This window comes from Streptomyces sp. IBSNAI002 (assembly GCF_052244475.1).
Taxonomy (GTDB): domain Bacteria; phylum Actinomycetota; class Actinomycetes; order Streptomycetales; family Streptomycetaceae; genus Streptomyces.
In genome coordinates, this window is sequence record NZ_JBQPXG010000002.1 from 5,028,996 (window position 1) to 5,044,888 (window position 15,893).

At 72.1% G+C, this 15,893-nt stretch carries 14 protein-coding genes and 1 pseudogene; 3 read left to right on the forward strand and 12 right to left on the reverse strand.

The window, feature by feature from the left end:
- Nucleotides 1–7: 7 nt before the first annotated feature.
- Genes ACTVZO_RS24385 through ACTVZO_RS24395 form a run of 3 tightly spaced genes read right to left on the reverse strand, consistent with a single transcriptional unit; the run spans nt 8 to nt 2,399 of the window.
- Entirely contained in the window at nt 8–784 is a 777-nt protein-coding gene (locus tag ACTVZO_RS24385; RefSeq protein ID WP_443300415.1) for an enoyl-CoA hydratase/isomerase family protein, read from the reverse strand.
- The gene (locus ACTVZO_RS24390; protein WP_443300416.1) at nt 781–1,227 is read right to left on the reverse strand and encodes a Zn-ribbon domain-containing OB-fold protein; all 447 of its coding nucleotides are present in this window, start codon (nt 1,225–1,227) and stop codon (nt 781–783) included. The genes ACTVZO_RS24385 and ACTVZO_RS24390 overlap by 4 nt, the downstream gene beginning before the upstream one ends.
- A gap of 20 nt (nt 1,228–1,247) precedes the next feature.
- Nucleotides 1,248–2,399: a lipid-transfer protein gene (locus ACTVZO_RS24395; protein WP_443300417.1), complete on the reverse strand. Its 1,152-nt coding sequence runs from the start codon at nt 2,397–2,399 to the stop codon at nt 1,248–1,250.
- Between the two features lie 95 nt (nt 2,400–2,494).
- Here ACTVZO_RS24395 and ACTVZO_RS24400 point away from each other — a divergent pair, with 95 nt between their 5' ends.
- The gene (locus ACTVZO_RS24400) at nt 2,495–4,177 is read left to right on the forward strand and encodes a FadD3 family acyl-CoA ligase (protein ID WP_443300418.1); all 1,683 of its coding nucleotides are present in this window, start codon (nt 2,495–2,497) and stop codon (nt 4,175–4,177) included.
- Nucleotides 4,178–4,195: 18 nt separating this feature from the next.
- Here ACTVZO_RS24400 and ACTVZO_RS24405 read toward each other — a convergent pair whose 3' ends face one another.
- The 4 genes from ACTVZO_RS24405 to ACTVZO_RS24420 all read right to left on the reverse strand — a co-directional run bounded on the left by ACTVZO_RS24405 (nt 4,196) and on the right by ACTVZO_RS24420 (nt 9,186).
- The gene (locus tag ACTVZO_RS24405) at nt 4,196–4,768 is read right to left on the reverse strand and encodes a Uma2 family endonuclease (protein WP_443300419.1); all 573 of its coding nucleotides are present in this window, start codon (nt 4,766–4,768) and stop codon (nt 4,196–4,198) included.
- A gap of 27 nt (nt 4,769–4,795) precedes the next feature.
- On the reverse strand, nt 4,796–5,563 hold the full coding sequence (locus ACTVZO_RS24410) for a class I SAM-dependent methyltransferase (protein ID WP_443300420.1): 768 nt from the start codon (nt 5,561–5,563) through the stop codon (nt 4,796–4,798).
- Nucleotides 5,564–5,738: 175 nt separating this feature from the next.
- Entirely contained in the window at nt 5,739–5,927 is a 189-nt protein-coding gene (locus ACTVZO_RS24415) for a hypothetical protein (RefSeq protein WP_215143141.1), read from the reverse strand.
- Between the two features lie 181 nt (nt 5,928–6,108).
- Nucleotides 6,109–9,186, reverse strand: a complete 3,078-nt coding sequence (locus tag ACTVZO_RS24420) for a BTAD domain-containing putative transcriptional regulator (protein ID WP_443300421.1) — start codon at nt 9,184–9,186, stop codon at nt 6,109–6,111.
- Nucleotides 9,187–9,361: 175 nt separating this feature from the next.
- Between ACTVZO_RS24420 and ACTVZO_RS24425 the strand changes: the two genes are divergently transcribed.
- Nucleotides 9,362–10,588 (forward strand): amidohydrolase family protein, encoded by a 1,227-nt coding sequence (locus ACTVZO_RS24425; RefSeq protein WP_443300422.1) that lies wholly within the window; start codon nt 9,362–9,364, stop codon nt 10,586–10,588.
- 18 nt (nt 10,589–10,606) lie between these two features.
- On the opposite strand, the gene ACTVZO_RS24430 is transcribed toward ACTVZO_RS24425, so the two are convergent.
- The 3 genes from ACTVZO_RS24430 to ACTVZO_RS24440 are packed head-to-tail and all read right to left on the reverse strand — an operon-like array spanning nt 10,607 to nt 12,973.
- Entirely contained in the window at nt 10,607–11,809 is a 1,203-nt protein-coding gene (locus ACTVZO_RS24430; RefSeq protein WP_443300423.1) for a serine hydrolase domain-containing protein, read from the reverse strand.
- A gap of 46 nt (nt 11,810–11,855) precedes the next feature.
- Complete coding sequence (locus ACTVZO_RS24435) at nt 11,856–12,104, reverse strand: DUF397 domain-containing protein (protein ID WP_443300424.1); 249 nt, start codon at nt 12,102–12,104, stop codon at nt 11,856–11,858.
- Entirely contained in the window at nt 12,101–12,973 is an 873-nt protein-coding gene (locus ACTVZO_RS24440) for a helix-turn-helix domain-containing protein (RefSeq protein WP_443300425.1), read from the reverse strand. The genes ACTVZO_RS24435 and ACTVZO_RS24440 overlap by 4 nt, the downstream gene beginning before the upstream one ends.
- Before the next feature lie 139 nt (nt 12,974–13,112).
- On the opposite strand from ACTVZO_RS24440, the pseudogene ACTVZO_RS24445 reads away from it, so the two are divergent.
- Nucleotides 13,113–13,490, forward strand: a pseudogene (locus ACTVZO_RS24445) (ATP-binding protein); the annotation flags it as partial.
- A 65-nt stretch (nt 13,491–13,555) separates the two neighbouring features.
- On the opposite strand, the gene ACTVZO_RS24450 reads toward ACTVZO_RS24445, so the two are convergent.
- Both ACTVZO_RS24450 and ACTVZO_RS24455 read right to left on the reverse strand, forming a co-directional pair.
- Nucleotides 13,556–14,782, reverse strand: a complete 1,227-nt coding sequence (locus tag ACTVZO_RS24450; RefSeq protein WP_443300426.1) for a Kelch repeat-containing protein — start codon at nt 14,780–14,782, stop codon at nt 13,556–13,558.
- Nucleotides 14,783–14,910: 128 nt separating this feature from the next.
- Nucleotides 14,911–15,723 (reverse strand): thioredoxin domain-containing protein, encoded by an 813-nt coding sequence (locus ACTVZO_RS24455; protein WP_443300427.1) that lies wholly within the window; start codon nt 15,721–15,723, stop codon nt 14,911–14,913.
- Nucleotides 15,724–15,893 lie beyond the last annotated feature (170 nt).

Genomic DNA, 15,893 nt, shown 5'->3' on the forward strand with positions numbered 1-15,893 from the left:
GGGCGCGTCAGCGCAGCCTGAACTCCGTTCCCGGCGGGCGGGCCGCGAACAGGTCCGCCTGCCGCTGCGGGGGCAGGTTCCCCAGGGCGATCAGTGCCGGGGCCTGTGCCAGGGCCTGCTGGAGGGCCGCCTGCTTCGCCGACCACAAGGCCCGTACGGTGCCCTGCACGGCCTCCGTCGGGAAGCCGGCCAGGGTCCCGGCCGCGCGCAGGGCCGCCGGAAGCAGCCCGTCGGGCTCGGCCAGCTCGGAGACCAGGCCGATCTCGTACGCCCGGCGCGCCGAGAGCCGTTCCGCCGTGCCCATCAGGGACATCCGGGCGGCCTCCCCGAAGGGCATCCGCTGCGCCATGTACACGGCCTCGTAGGCGCTGACCATGCCGTAGGAGGTGTGCGGGTCGAAGTAGGAGGCCGTGGTGGAGGAGACGATGAACTCCGCCTCGCCCAGCAGGTAGAACGCCCCGCCGCACGCCATCCCGTTGACCGCGGCGATCACCGGCTTCCACAGGTCGTTCGCCTTGGGTCCGATGGAGAGCAGCGGATCGTCGACCGAGTACGGGGACCCCGGCTGCGGCACCAGCGCCCCCCGGTCGATGCCCGTGCAGAAGGCGGCCGTCCCGGCGCCCGTCAGCACGACGGCCCGCACCTCGTCCTCGAACCGGAACTGCCGCCACACCTCGGCCAGCGCGGCGGCCGTCTCCAGGTCGACGGCGTTGTGCCGGCGCTCCCGGTCCAGGGTGACGACCGCGACCCCGGTCGTCTTGTTCCGCTCCACCCGCAGCGTCACGACTTCTCCAGGATCCAGCGCGGCACCGCCACCCCGCCCGTCTCGGTGAAGACGACCTGCACCCGCGCACCGATCCGCAGCCGGGCCGGGTCCATCGAGTTCAGCGGGGCGTCGGCGGCGGTCACCAGGTTCCCGGCCAGCCGGATGTGCGGGGCGTCGGCGAGCTCCACGAGGATCACGTTGTACGGGGCCTGCTCCGCGTAGGCGGGCAGCAGCGGCGGATGCGGCTGGACGTAGGACCAGACGCGGCCGCGGCCGCTCATCAGGCGCCACTCGGATGCGAAGGACTGGCAGTGCGGGCAGCAGGGGCGGGGCGGGAAGCGGAGCCGGCCGCAGGCCGTGCAGGCCTGGACGCGCAGTTCGCCGCGGGCGGCGTACTCCCAGAAGGGGGCGCCGTCCTCGTCGGGGACGGGGAGCAGAAGCGATTCCTCGGTGGTGGTCATGGCGTGGCCCTCCTCGGTGCTCAGGCGCGCAGCAGGATCGCGGACGTCGGGACGCCCTCGCCCGCCGTCACCAGGCAGGTCGCGGCGTCGGGCACTTGGGCGGTGGAGATGCCGCGCAGCTGCTTGACGCCCTCGTTGATCAGGTTGAAGCCGTGCACGTAGGCCTCGCTGAGCCCGCCGCCCCCGGTGTTGATGGGGAGCCGGCCGCCCATCTCCAGGGCCCCGCCCTCGGTGAAGGCGGCGCCCTCGCCGCGTCCGCAGAAGCCGTAGCCCTCCAGCGAGAGCGGGATCAGCGGGGTGAAGGCGTCGTAGATCTGGGCGACGTCCACGTCCTGGGGCCCGAAGTCGGCCTGCTTCCACAGGTGCCGGGCGGCGGTCCAGGCCGGTCCGGACAGCGGGTCGTCGTTCCAGTAGTTGACCATGCCGTGGTGCTGGGCGGGCAGGCCCTGGGCGACGGAGTGGACGTAGACGGGCTTCTGGCGGCAGTCCCGGGCCCGTTCGGCGGAGACGATCACGCAGGCCAGCGCGCCGTCGGTCTCCAGGCAGTTGTCGAAGAGGCACAGCGGGTCGCTGATCATGCGGGAGGTCATGTACATCTCGCGGGTCAGCGGGCGCTCGTACATCATCGCGGCCGGGTTCTCGTTGGCCCGGTTGCGGCAGGCCATCGCGACGTTGAAGAGGTGGTCGCGGGTGGCGCCGTACTCGTGCATGTAGCGGCGGGCCAGCATGCCGATCTCGTCGGCCGGGCGCAGCAGCCCGAAGGGGCGGGTCCACTGGCCGGGGGTGGGCAGCTGGACCGCGGTGTTCTTCCAGGGCCGCGGGCCCGAGCCGCGCTTGCGCGAGCGCCAGGCGACGCCGACGGTGGCCTGGCCGGTGGCCACGGCGGAGGCCAGGTGTCCGACGGTGGCGCAGGAACCGCCGCCGCCGTAGCCGATCTTGGAGAAGAAGGTGACGTCACCGGCGCCGATGGCCTTGGCGACCTCGACCTCGTCGGTCTCCTCCATGGTGTACGAGGCGAAGGCGTCCACCTCGGCGGGCCCTATGCCCGCGTCGGCGAGGGCTGCCAGAATGGCCCGGCATGCCAATTCCTTCTCGGTCTGCGGCAGTTGTCTGGCAAAGGCGGTCTGGCCGATGCCGACTATCGCTGTCGCGTCCTTGAGCGTTGCCGCCATCGCCACCTCCGGGGGTGTATCAGTACTGACAGCCGCGAAGGCTACAGCTAATCTGACGGATAGTCAGCTACTGGGATCGCAGGGAGGGGCGTGCGATGTACGAGGGCGTGGACGAGGGCGTGGCCGCGAGCGGATCGGCGAACGGCCACGGGAAGGCGGCGCGGGAGCGGGACACCGACCCGCGCGGAGACCTGCGGTGGGGCAGCATCGCCGGCCTCGTGCGCGACGCCGCCGAGCGGTACGCCGACCGGGAGGCCGTCGTCGACGGCCGGGTCCGCGTCGGCTACGCCCAGCTCGGCGAGCGCGTCGAGCGGGCCGCGGCCGCCTGCATCGCCGCCGGGGTCGAACCGGGCGACCGGGTCGCCGTCTGGGCCCCCAACACCCTGGAGTGGATCGTCTCCGCACTCGGCGCCGTCTCCGCGGGCGCGGTGCTCGTCCCCCTCAACACCCGCTTCAAGGGCAACGAAGCCGCCTACGTGCTGCGGCGCAGCCGGGCCCGGCTGCTCTTCGTCACCGGCACCTTCCTCGGCACCTCGTACGTCGCCTCCCTGCGCCGCGCCGCCGCCGACGGCCCCGGCGCGGGCCCGCTGCCCGGGCTGCCGCACCTGGAGCAGGTCGTCGTGCTCGCCGAGGACGCCCCCGAGTCCTTCCGCACCTGGAAGGACTTCCTGGTGGGCGGGGACTCCGTACCGGCCGGCGCCGTCCGCGAACGTGCTGAAGCCATCCCCGCGGACGCCCACTCCGACATCATCTACACCTCCGGCACCACCGGCAGCCCCAAGGGCGCCGTCATCACCCACGCCCAGTCCCTGCGCTGCTACGCCGTGTGGAGCGAGCTCGCCGGACTGCGCGAGGGTGACCGCTACCTGATCGTGAACCCCTTCTTCCACACCTTCGGATACAAGGCCGGGATCATCGCCTGCCTGATGCGCGGGGCCACGATGGTCCCGCAGCCCGTCTTCAACGTGGACACCGTCCTCGCCAACATCGCCGCCGAACGGATCTCCGTACTCCCCGGCCCGCCCACCCTCCACCAGTCCCTGCTCGACCACCCCCAGCGCGCCCACCACGACCTGTCCGCCCTGCGCCTGGTCGTCACCGGCGCGGCCGTCGTCCCGCTCCGACTGGTCGAGCGGCTGCGCGGCGAACTCGGCATCGGCACCGTCCTCACCGCCTACGGGCTCTCCGAGGCCAGCGGCATCGTCACCATGTGCCGCCGCGGCGACCCGGCGCAGACCATCGCCGAGACGTCCGGCCGGGCCGTCCCGGACACCGAGGTGATGATCAGGGACGCGGAGGGGCAGGCCCTGCCCGCCGGCCAGGTCGGTGAGATCGCGGTGCGCGGCCACCACGTCATGCGCGGGTACTTCGAGGACCCGCACGAGACCGCCAAGGCCATCACCCCGGACGGCTGGCTGCTCACCGGCGACGTCGGCTTCACGGACGATCACGGCAACCTGCGCATCACCGACCGGATCAAGGACATGTTCATCGTCGGCGGCTTCAACGCCTACCCCGCCGAGATCGAGCAGCTCCTCGGCCTCCACCCGGACGTCGCCGACGTCGCGGTGGTCGGCGTCCCGGACCCGCGGCTCGGCGAGGTCGGCAAGGCGTACGCGGTCCGCCGCCCCGGCTCCACCCTCACCGCCGACGACCTGATCGCCTGGTCCCGCCGCGAGATGGCCAACTACAAGGTCCCGAGATCCGTCGAGTTCGTCACCGAACTCCCCCGCAACGCGAGCGGCAAGATCCTCAAGCGCGAGCTCCGGGCCCGCTGAGCCGGGGGACGGGCCGGCTCAGGGGACGAGCTTGTCCAGGTCGATGACCGCGGGGAACGGTACGGACACCTTCAGCCACCCGCGGTGGATCCCGGTCGCGACGTACGACCGGGTGACCGTGTCCAGCTCGTACACGTGGACGACGGGTGCACCCGCCTCGTCTTCTACCCGCCAGAAGTGGGGGATGCCCGCCTGGGCGTACTTGAACGGCTTCATGGAGCGGTCCCGGTCCGCCGACTCCTCGGAGACCACCTCGATCACCAGGGAGACCTCTTCCGGGAGGTATCGGGTGCGGTCGGGGTCGTAGGCGACCGCTGCGGCCAGGATGTCCGGCTCGGGGCGGCTCCTCTTGTCGAGCTTGACGGTCATCTCCCGTTCGACCTCGATGCCGTCGGGCGCGGCCTGCCGGAGGCTGAAGGTCAGGTTCTCCACAAGCCTGGCGTGCCAGGATCGCTGCGGGGACATCATGAAGATCAGCGCTCCGTCGATGAGCTCGGTGTGCCGGGGGGCCTGCGGCCAGTGGTCGAGGTCGTCCGCCTCCCAGCCGCTCGGGCGGGGCGGGAGCATCCACTCTGGGAGCTCGGCTGCCATGGTTCCTCCAGGGGGTCCTGCGCCAGCCTACTCGGCTGAGCCCTTCCGTATGGGCCCTTGGCGAGTCGGTCCCGTCTTGCGGGCCAGGACCAGGCGCCAGTTCGGGGCGCCCGAGGGCCGGTGGCCGAAGTGGGCCAGGGGGACCGTCTCCACCGTGAAGCCGGCCGTGCGGAGGTCGGCGCGGACCGGGCCCAGCGGGAAGGTCCGGTAGTACATGACGAAGGGCGGGCGCCACACCGCGTTGCGCACCCGCATCGCCGCGTCGAAGCCCGCGACCGCCCACCACAGCGGGTGGGCCGGCGGGATCGGCGCGCCGATCGGGAAGGCGAAGAGCCCTCCCTCGCGCAGCGCCGCGTGGACCCCGGCGAAAAGGGCGGGGCGTTCCGAGGGCAGGAAGTGGCCGAAGGCACCGAAGCTGACGGCCAGGTCGTAGGAGTCCGCGAGCGCGGGCGGCAGGGCCCGCGCGTCGGCCCGTACGAAGTCCACGCGCGCGTCCGGATGCGCCCGCCGGGCCCCGGCCAGCATGCCCGCGCTCAGGTCCACCCCCGTCACGCGCTCCCGGCACAGCCGCCGCAGCATGCCGGTCCCGGCCCCCGTGCCGCAGCAGACGTCCAGCCCGGAACCGAAGGAGCCCTCCCGCTCGGCCAGGGTCTCCTCGACGGCGTCGAGCATCCGGTCCGGGGTGCGGAAGGGCGTGTGGTCGAACTTCGGGGCGAGCAGGTCGTAGCCGCGCTCGACCGAGGAGAGGGCCTGCACGGCGAGTTCGCGGACGCTCGGCCCGTGGCTGGTGAACACACCCCCAGCGTAGGCGCGGGCGCCCGCATCCGTACGCGGGCATGCGACGGCGGTCGCGGTGGCTCCCCCTCCGGGCCACCGCGACCGCCGTCCCCCCGTGCTCCCCCGTACGTCCCCCGTACGTCCCCCGTACGTTTCCCCCGTACGTTCGTGGTGCTTGGTGCGGTCGTGCCTGCTACGGGCGCGGACCGGACGCGTGGTTGTCCAGCGTCTGGATCTCCTCGCCCGACGCGTGGTTGTCGAGGGGCTTGATCTCGATCCCCGAGGCGTGGTTGTCGAGAGTCTCGATTTCGACGCCCGAGGCGTGGTTGTCGAGCGGCTTGATGTCGCCGTCGTTCGGCAGGATGTTCTCGTTCGTCGTCATCGGATCTCCTGATGGATGGGTGGGGCCCGCTCGGCGATTCCCCCGCGGACCGCCGAACGGGTGGTCCTCCAACCGACCCGGTTGCCCCCCGACGCGCCGGGTCGATGCACTAATAGTGGCGCGAGGCGATAAACGAACGATGAACGCCTCGTTCATCGGACGTCACTGCAGGTCACCGCCGTCAGGCCGCGATCTCGGACGCCAGCAGCGCCCGCACCTCGGCCAGTTCGGCCGAACCCAGCTGTGCGAACACGGCCTCCGCGTCCCGCCAGCACGCCCGCGCCCGGTCGGTCTGCCCCAGCCGCCGCAGCGCCTTGCCCAGCACCGTCAGCACGGTCGCCCGCCGCCACTCGCCACCGATCCCGCGCAGCGCGATCGCCTGCTCGGCGTGCGAGGCCGCCAACGTCGGCCGGCGCGCCGCCAGATGGGCCTCGGCGAGCCGGAAGTGGGTCACGCCCTCCCACAGCGGCTGGCGGTTGTCGTGGAACAGCGACAGCGCCTCCGTGAGCTGGCTCAGCGCCTCGCCGAGCCGTCCCGCCTGGGTGAGCGCGATGCCCAGCGCGTAGCGGCCGTTGGCCAGGCGCAGGGTCAGCCCCATCCGGTCGTAGATGGCGATGCCCTGCTGGGCGAGGTCTATGGCACTGGTGAGACGGCCCAGTTCCACGTGGATGCGCGAGAGGTTGCACAGCGCGCTCGCCTCGCCCACGTTGTTGGCGTCGGCCCGGAAGCCCTCGATGGCCTCCAGCAGGTAGCGCTCGCCGTCCGCGTGCCGGCCCTGGTAGAGGGCGATGATCCCGCGGTCGTTGGGTGCCCAGCAGCTGGGCAGCGGGTCGCCGGCCTCGCGGGCCAGCGCCGTGGCCTGCCGGGCCTCGTCGTCGGCCTCGGCGAACCGGCCCGCGACCAGGTGCACGTTGGTGAGCGTGGTCCGGGCCCGGCCCTCCGCGTACGGGTCCTTCGCGGCCTGCGCGGCGTCGCGCAGCGCCACCGCGGCCGACTCGTACTGCTTGGAGTTGGCCCCAGACTCGGCGAGGTCCTTCGCCGCCCACAGCAGGTCCACGGCCCGCCGCAGGACGAGCGTCTCGCCGCCCCGTACGGACGCCTGCCGTACGCACGCCAGCAGCGGGCCGGCCTCGGCGTACAGCCAGTCCAGGGCGGCGCGCGGCTCGCCGAAGACCAGCCCGGGGTAGTGGGTGTCGGACAGGTGGGCCGGGAGCCGGTCGCCGGGGCGTTCCAGGGCGTAGACCCCGGACGCGGTGGCCAGGTAGAAGTCCAGGAGCCGGTCCAGGGCGGCGTCGCGGCCGCTCGGCGGCTGCTCGTCGCGCTCGGCGCAGGCACGCGCGTAGAGGCGTACGAGGTCGTGGAAGCGGTAGCGGCCGGGGGCCGCGGATTCGAGGAGCGAGCAGTCCACTAACGCTTCGAGGAGGTCCTCGGTGTCGTGCTCGGGCAGGTCCAGTACGGCGGCTGCCGCCGACAGGGAGATGTCGGGGCCGTCGGCGAGCCCGAGGAGGCGAAACGCCCGCTGCTGGGCCCGCTCCAGCTGGCCGTAGCCCAGCTCGAAGGTGGCCTTGACGGCGAGGTCGCCGGCCTGGAGCTCGTCGAGGCGGCGGCGCTCGTCGGCCAGCTTGGCGGCGAGGACGGATACGGTCCAGGTGCGGCGGGCGGCGAGCCGGGAGGCGGCGATGCGGATGGCGAGCGGCAGGAAGCCGCAGGCGCCGACCACGTCGAGGGCGGCCTGGCGTTCGGCGCGCACCCGCTCCTCGCCGACGATCCGGGTGAAGAGCTGGAGGGCCTCCTCGGGGCTCATCACGTCGAGGTCGACGAGATGGGCCCCGGCGAGGCCCGCCATGCGGACCCGGCTGGTGACCAGTGCGGCGCAGCCCGCGGTGCCCGGCAGCAGCGGCCTGACCTGGGCGGCGTCGCGGGCGTTGTCCAGCAGGACCAGGACGCGGCGGCCGTCGAGGGTGGAGCGGTAGAGCGCGGCCCGGTCGGCGGGGGAGTCGGGGATGAGGGTGTCGGGGGTGCCCAGCGCCCGCAGGAACGAGCCGAGGACCGCCTCGGGTTCGGCGGGGCGGGGTTCGGTGCCCTGGAGGTCCACGTAGAGCTGGCCGTCCGGGAAGTGCCGGCGGGCGGTGTGCGCGACGTGCACGGCGAGGGTGGTCTTGCCGACGCCGCCGATCCCGGCCACTGCGGACACGGCCATGACCTGGCCCTCGGTGCCGCCCGAGAGGATGGCGCCGAGCTCGTCGACGAAGCTGGTGCGGCCCGTGAAGTCGGGGACGGTCGCGGGCAATTGGGCGGGCCTTACGTGGACGGCCGCGGCGGCCGGGGCCGGGTCCTCGGCGCGGGCGAGGTCGGCGTCGGCGTTCAGGATGCGCTGCTGGAGGGCGGCGAGTTCGGGGCGCGGGTCGACGCCGAGTTCGTCGGCGAGGAGCCGGCGGGTGTCGGCGTAGACGGCGAGGGCCTCGGCCTGCCGGCCGCTTCGGTAGAGGGCGAGCATGAGCAGCTCGCGCAGGCGTTCGCGCAGCGGGTGGGCCGCGGTGAGGGCCGTCAGCTCGGAGACGGCCTCGGCGTGGTGGCCGACCTCCAGGTCGAGGTCGAGCCGGGTCTCCACCAGCTGGAGGCGCCATTCGGCGAGCCGGGTGCGCTCGGTCTCGGCGGCGGGGCCGGGGACTCCGGCGAGGGGTTCGCCGTCCCACAGGTCGAGGGCGCGGGCCAGCAGCGTACGGGCGAGGGTCCGGTCACCGGCTTCGCGGGCGGTCTCGGCGTCGACGGCCAGGCTGCGGGCGACGCCGAGGTCGAGGGTGGCGGTGGAGCGCAGCCGGATGGCGTACCCGCCGGCGTCGGAGACGAGCAGGCCGGGGTCGAGGACCTTGCGCAGCCGGGAGGCGTACGTCCGGATGGTGGCGAGGGCCTGCTGCGGCGGGTCCTCGCCCCAGATGGCGTCGATCAGCTCGGGCGCGGTGGCGGTGCGCCCGTCGCGCAGCAGCAGCGTGGCGAGCAGGGCGCGCTGCTGGGGCGTCCCGGAGGGCAGTGCGTCGCCTCCGCGCCAGGCCCGGATGGGGCCGAGCACGGCGAACCGCGACTCGCCGCCGACCGCGTCGGCCGCGGCCGACGCGTGCGCGACGCCCTGGGCCGCGGCGCCGTTCGCGGGAGCGGAGCCGGAGCCGGAGCCGAGGCGGGTGATGGGTTGGGGTGCGGTGGTGGCCGCAAGGGACTCGGGGTGCTTCCGCGGCTGCGGGATGGCCGGTTCGCCGTCCATCTGTCGTCCCCCTGCCTTCCGTCGGTGTAAGGGTCAGTCTGCCCTGTCTTGCGCGTACACGTCAGCCCGTCCCGGACCGAGTCGTTCCTGATCCGGTCCTGATCCGGTGCTGATCCCGGCCCGATCGGAGCGCAACTAGCTGACGGTTCGTCAGATCGGCGCTACCGTATCGGGTATGGAGACCTTCCCGAAGATCATCTCGGTGGACGACCACACGGTGGAGCCCCCCCATGTCTGGCGGGACCGCCTCCCGTCCAAGTACAAGGACACCGGCCCCCGCGTCGTCCGCGCCCCCTTGAAGGAAATGACCTTCCTCGGCGGCAAGTTCGCCCCCGTGATGGGGGCCAAGGGCGACGACGGCCCGATCGGCGACTGGTGGGTGTACGAGGACCTGCACCGGCCGCTCACCCGACTCGACACCGCCGTCGGGTACGACCGCGACGAGATCAAACTGGAAGTCATCACCTACGAGCAGATGCGCCCGGGGTCCTTCTCGGTTCCCGAACGCCTCGCGGACATGGACGTCAACCACGTCCAGTCGGCCCTCTGCTTCCCCACCTTCCCCCGCTTCTGCGGCCAGACCTTCACGGAGGCCTCCGACCGCGAGCTCGGGCTGCTCGGCGTACGGGCGTACAACGACTGGATGGTGGAGGAGTGGTGCGGCCCCGACGCCCGCGGCCGGCTCATCCCGCTCACCCTCATCCCGCTCTGGGACGCCGAGCTCGCGGCCGCCGAGGTCCGCCGCAACGCCGCCCGCGGCGTGCGCGCGGTCGCCTTCTCGGAGATACCCCCGCACCTCGGCCTCCCCTCCATCCACACGGACTACTGGGACCCCTTCCTCCGGGCCTGCGACGAGACCGGCACGGTCATCGCCATGCACATCGGCTCGTCGAGCCGGATGCCGTCCACCTCGGCGGACGCCCCGCCGGCGGTCGGCTCCACCATCACCTTCGCCAACTGCTGCTTCTCGATGGTCGACTGGCTGATGAGCGGCAAGTTCGAACGCTTCCCCAACCTGCGGATCATGTACGCGGAGGGCCAGATCGGCTGGATCCCGTACATCCTGGAGCGCGCGAACGTGGTCTGGGAGGAGAACCGCGGCTGGGGCGGCGTAGCCGACAAGGTCCACCGACCGCCGTCCGAGCTGTTCGCCGAGCACGTCTTCGGCTGCTTCTTCGACGACGCCTTCGGCCTGAAGAACCTGGACTCGATCGGCGCGGCCAACGTCCTCTACGAGACGGACTACCCGCACTCGGACTCCACCTGGCCCAAGTCCCGCGAGGTCGGCGAGGCCCAGATGGGCCACCTCGCACCGGACGTCGTCGACCGCATCGTCCGCGGCAACGCCATCGGCCTGCTGGGGCTGACCGAGGACGGCCTGTGGGCGGGCCCGGGAGCCTAGGGCCCGGAGCCCGGGAGTTCAGGCAGGCCGCTTCCCCTTCAGGGGGTGGTCCGGGGCGAGGAGCGCGGCGATGCGCTCCGCCACGACCTCGGCCTGATTGCCCTCGGGGGTCTTCGGCCCCTTGGTCGCGCTGACCGCGATGGCCAGCTTCTCCGCCGGGAGGTACGCCTGGACGGCCGCGTAACCGGAGAACGAGGGGTTCTGCTCGATCCAGCCGTTCACGACGAGCACCCCGAAGCCGAAGTGCGCGGCCGCCGTGTTCTTCAGGCACACCGTGGCCGGACACCCGCCGGTCGCGGTGCCCAGGCCCACCGTGCCCGGGTTCAGCTGGGTCTTGAACGCCTCCGCGGACACCAGCTCGCCGGTGCCGATGGCGCGGGCGGAGCGTTCCAGGTCGCAGATGTCGGTGGTGAGGACCGCGCCCGGGGCGGTGGTCCAGGACGGGTTCCAGTAGCTGGACTCCTCGTAGATCCCGCGGTCCGAGGTGAAGGAGTGCAGCGCGGGCACCGGGATCTCGGGGGTGGCCCCGTTGGCGGTCTCGCTCAGGCCCAGCGGCCCCATCACCCGCTCCTGGAGCAGCCGCTCCAGCGACACCCCGCTGATCTTCTCCAGCGCGGCGCCGAGCAGCTGGAAGTTGGCGTGCGAATAGCTGAAGTTGCTGCCCGGCTCGTACCAGAGCGGATGGGCGGCGGCGATGCCGATGACCTCCGCGGAGGTCCAGTGCCGGAAGGGCGCCGCGTCGAGCTCGGCGAGGAACTTCGGGTCCGTCACGTAGTCGTGCAGCCCCGAGGTGGAGCTGCCGAGCTGCCGCAGGGTGATCTTCTTGGCGTGCGGGGCGTCCGGGAGCCAGCGGTCGATGGTGTCGTCGAGCCTCGCCTTGCCCTCGTCGACCAGCTGGAGCAGCACGGTCGTCATGTACGCGATCGCCACCGAGCCCGAGCGGAAGTGCATCGCCGGGTCGGCGGGGACGCCCGTCACGGACTCGCCGAGCGCCGTGGTGACCAGTTCCTCGCCGTCCGTGGAAACCCGGAGGATCAAGGAATTCAGGTCCAGCTCCCGCTTGGCCCGCTCGGCGAGCCGGAGCACGTCCTCGGCCCGGCCCTGGGCGGGGCCGGGCGTGCTCACGCAGCCCGCCGGTGCGGCGGCCGCCGCTGCCCCTGCGGGGAGCGTGGCCGCCACCAGCCCGGCGATGCAGAGCAGCACCGTACGCGTACGCCTCACGAGCCCATCATGGAGCCGTACGGGTGACGGCGCGCGCTGGGCGGGATCAGCGGGCCTCGGTGATCCCGCCGAGGAACGCGGCCCAGCTCGCGGGCGCCACGGCCAGCTCGGGCCCGGCGGTCACCTTGGAGTCCCGGACGTGGACGGTGGTGGTGCAGGCGGCGACCTCGACGCAGTTGCCGCCTTCGCCGCTGCTGTAGCTCGACTTCTGCCAGGCGAGCGCGACCTCAAGGCACTGGCCGCCCTCGCCATCGCTGTAGCTGCTCTTGAACCAGTCCCGGTCGGTGGTGGTCATCTTTGTTCTCCCAGCATCTTCTCGATCAGGTCGAGGGACTCGTCGGGCGAGAGCGCCTGTGCCCGGATAATTCCATAGCGCTCCGCCATGATGCGTACCTGATCAGGGTCGGTGATCAAGTGGGGACGGCTGTAGGCCTCGTGATAGGCGATCTGCTGGCGGCCCTTGGGGTGGAGCAGGGTGAACGAGCCGTCCATCGCGGCGTGCGCGCCGCGCCCATACGGCATCACCTGAAGTTCCACGGTGCGCAACCGGCCGATGTGCAGGAAGCGTTGAAGTTGCTCTCGGTGAACCTCCGGCCCGCCCACTTGCCGCTCCAGCAGGTTCTCGTCGAGGACGAAGCTGAAGGTGGGAGACGGCCAGCGCTCGAAGATCTGCTGTCGGTCCAACCGGTCTTGCACGCGCTTTTCGATCGTTGCGTCGTCCAGCAGGGGGCGTCGCTCGGTGAAGACATGGCGTGCGTGGCGCTCCGTCTGTAGAAGCCCTGGCACACCTTGGTGTGCGTACTCGTGGAGGGCCTGGGTTGCGGCCTCCGCCTCCGCGTAGCTCCGGAACCAGTCCGGGTGCCGCGTCCGTGCCTTCTTCAGCGCCTCTTTGACCTCGGGGATCGCCACCCGCAGGACCCCTCGGGCCTTGAGCACCGCGTCGGCCCGTTCCAGCAGGTCCGGCTGTGGGGTCCGTACGCCCCGTTCGATGGCGCCGATCAGGTCCTCGCTGACGTTGAGCCGCGCCGCGAGTTCCTTCTGGTGGAGGCCGGCCGCCTCCCGCAGTGCCTTGATCTGTTTGCCCAGGGCCCGGAACAGGTGGGCCGTGCCGTCCGCCTCCACAGGGCGCTCGGGCCGTTCTTCGCGGTCTGACATGTCGTTCATCGGCTGAACCGCCTTCGTCCGTACAAGCCGTACACACAGACGTCGGCGTCCCTACAGCGGATCTGCGTCACGCCGCGACTACTGGAAAGCGTAGAGCGCGGTCGACACGCTCGGTGAGGTGACGACTGAAAAGAGTGACATGGCACAGCGGTTCAGCTCCACGAGGCGAGGCGCCCGCCTCGCCCGGCGGCTCGCGCAGGCGCAGTTGGACATCTGGGGTATTCCCTATGGATGCGCGCTTTCCGACGATGTCGGGCTCGTCGTCGGGGAGCTCGCCGCGAACGCCGTGCTGCACGGGCGGCTGCCCGGGCGGGACTTCGAGCTGAGGCTCGCGTACGAAGGCGGAAACGTGCGGGTGATGGTCAGCGACACCCGGAGCGACACCGGGCCGCCGAACGCGCCCGCGCCCGTCGATCCGTGGTCGGCGGAGGACGGGCGCGGGCTGCTGGTGGTGGCCGCCGTGGCCCGGGAGTGGGGGGTGGCGGCGCGGGGCCCCGGCAAGACGGTGTGGGCGGAGGTCGGGGACGTGCCGTCGGGCCGGCGCCGGGGAGGCGCCGGCCCGAACGGGGTGTCGCGGGTGCCTCAGGAGGTGGTGTCGGTGTCGGTGTCCGTCTCCGGCGAGGTGGCGAGCGGGGAGTCGCCGAAGGGGTCCTCGACGGGGGGGCTGGGCTGAGCCGACGGTGCGTTCGTCGGGGGCGCCGTCGGCTTGGGCTTGGGCTTGGACCCGGCCTTCCCGCGTTCGATCGTGAAGGCCTCGGTCGTCGCCGTGTTGGCAGCGGCGGCGTCGAGGCCGCCGAGCGCGTACACGCAGTGCTGCTTCGTGTTCTTGGGGCACGGCGCCGCGGCCGCACCGAACTGCCGGTGCGGGGTGGGCATCGAGGGCAGGGTCACCCAGACGTTGGTCCACGGGCTGTAGGCCTCGACCGTGGTCAGGCCGGTGGTGCCGTTGAGCCCGCCCAGGACGTAGACGCAGCCGTCGGTCATCCCGTCGGGGCAGGGGGCGGTGGCCGCTCCGGGCGTGTCACTGCGGGCGGTCGGCAGGTCGGGGACGTACTGCCAGGCGTTGAGGAGGGGGCTGTAGACCTCGACGGTGGCCAGGTCCGGGATGCCGGTGGTCGCGCCGCCGATGGCGTACACGCAGGTGCCCTTGAGGCCCAGGTCGCCGGGGCAGGGGGCGGCCGCGCCGGCGTGGTTGAGGCGGGCGGTCTGGAGCGGGGCGAGCGTCGCCCAGGTGTTGGTGGCCGGGCTGTACGCCTCCACGGTGGTGAGAGGGCCGGCCCCGGCGGTGCCGCCGAAGACGTACACGCACGTACCGTGCAACCCCAGGTCGTCCGGGCACGGTGCCGTGGCCGATGCCGCGTTCGAACGGGCGCTCGTCAGGGAGCGGACGGTCAGCCAGGCGTTGGTCTCCACGCTGTACGCCTCGACGGAGGTCAGGTACGAGCTGTTGAACACCCCTCCGACGGTGTACACGCAGTCGCCCCGCACGCCCTCCGGGCAGGGGGCCGTCGTGGTCGTCTGACCGAAGCGGGGGGTCTTCACCGAGGGCAGCGTGACCCAGGTGCCCACCGAGGGGCTGTACGCCGTGAACTCGCTGCCGGTGCCTCCGGCGACGGCGTACACGCAGGTGCCGCGGAGCCCCTCCGGGCAGTCCGCGGCCGCCCCGGTCACGCCGGCCCGGGCCGTCGGCATCGGCGGAGCCGTCACCCACACCCCTTGCGCGGTAGCGGCGGTGGCCGACAGGGCCAGGAGCGGGGCCATGGCCAGGACGGCGAGCCGCCGCCAGCCCCGGGGTCGGGTGTGCCTCACGTGCCTCATCGCTTACCTATCTCGCGTGGGATTCCGGCACTGTGAAGTTACATATGGTCAGATCGTCGTCGCTCGCTGTGACGGCCGAATGCCCTAACGGCATCGGCACCGGCACCCGCGGGCGACGGTCACTTCTTCTGGTTGTCCGCGACCAGCTGCTTGAAGGCGTCCGGGGTGATCGACTCGATGCCCTTGCCCGAGTTCAGCTTGATCAGGGTGCCGTCGATGAACACCGACGGGGTGCCGTTGATGTTCTCGTCGTAGAAGGCCTGGCCGCTCTTCTCCACCCACGGCATGTAGGTGAGCTCCTTGACCGCCTGGTTGAAGGCGGGCGTCCGCAGGCCGGGGACCTGGTCCGCGAGCTCCAGGAGGGTGGCGGTGGAGCCGAACTTGTCGTCCGACTCCTTCTCCGGGTGGTTCTTGAAGAGGACCTGGAGGTACTCCATGAACTTCTCGGGGCTCTCGTTCACCGCCGCACCCAAGGCGTTGACCGCGCGCTTGGACCCCTTGCCGCCGCCGAGGGCCTTGTCCAGGAAGGAGGCCATGCGGTACTCGACCCGGTAGGCGCCCGCGTCGGCCTGTTCCTTGATGGTGGCGCCCAGGCCCGTTTCGACTCCGGCGCAGAAGGGGCAGCGGGGGTCGAGCCAGACGGTCAGGACGTGCTGCGCGTCCGCCTTGCCGTACGGGATCACGATCCCGCCCTTGCCGGTGGTGTTGGAGGGCTGGACGAACGGCTTGCCCGCCGCCTCGCTGTCACCGTCCGAGCCGGAGGAGTTCGACGCGAAGACGCCGACGCCGGTCGCGAGGGCGAGCGCGGCGGCCACGGAGCCGCCGACGAGCAGCCGGCTCCGCACCTTCGCGCGGCGCGCCTGCGCCTGACGTTCCGCGTGGAGCCGCTCGCGGGCGTCGCGGCGCTGTTCCTTCTTGGTGCTGGTGGCCATAAAGGTCAGGATAAGGAGCTTAAATGGGCCAAATCATGGGCCATATGGCCAATCCGGGCACGGTCTTAGGTCCTGTGTGCGATCGGCCATGAGGCGGCGGTGAAGGCGAGACGAATGGTCCGTCACATCTGCCGGGGCGACGGCGAGTCTCCTGCGAATACCTGATAGAC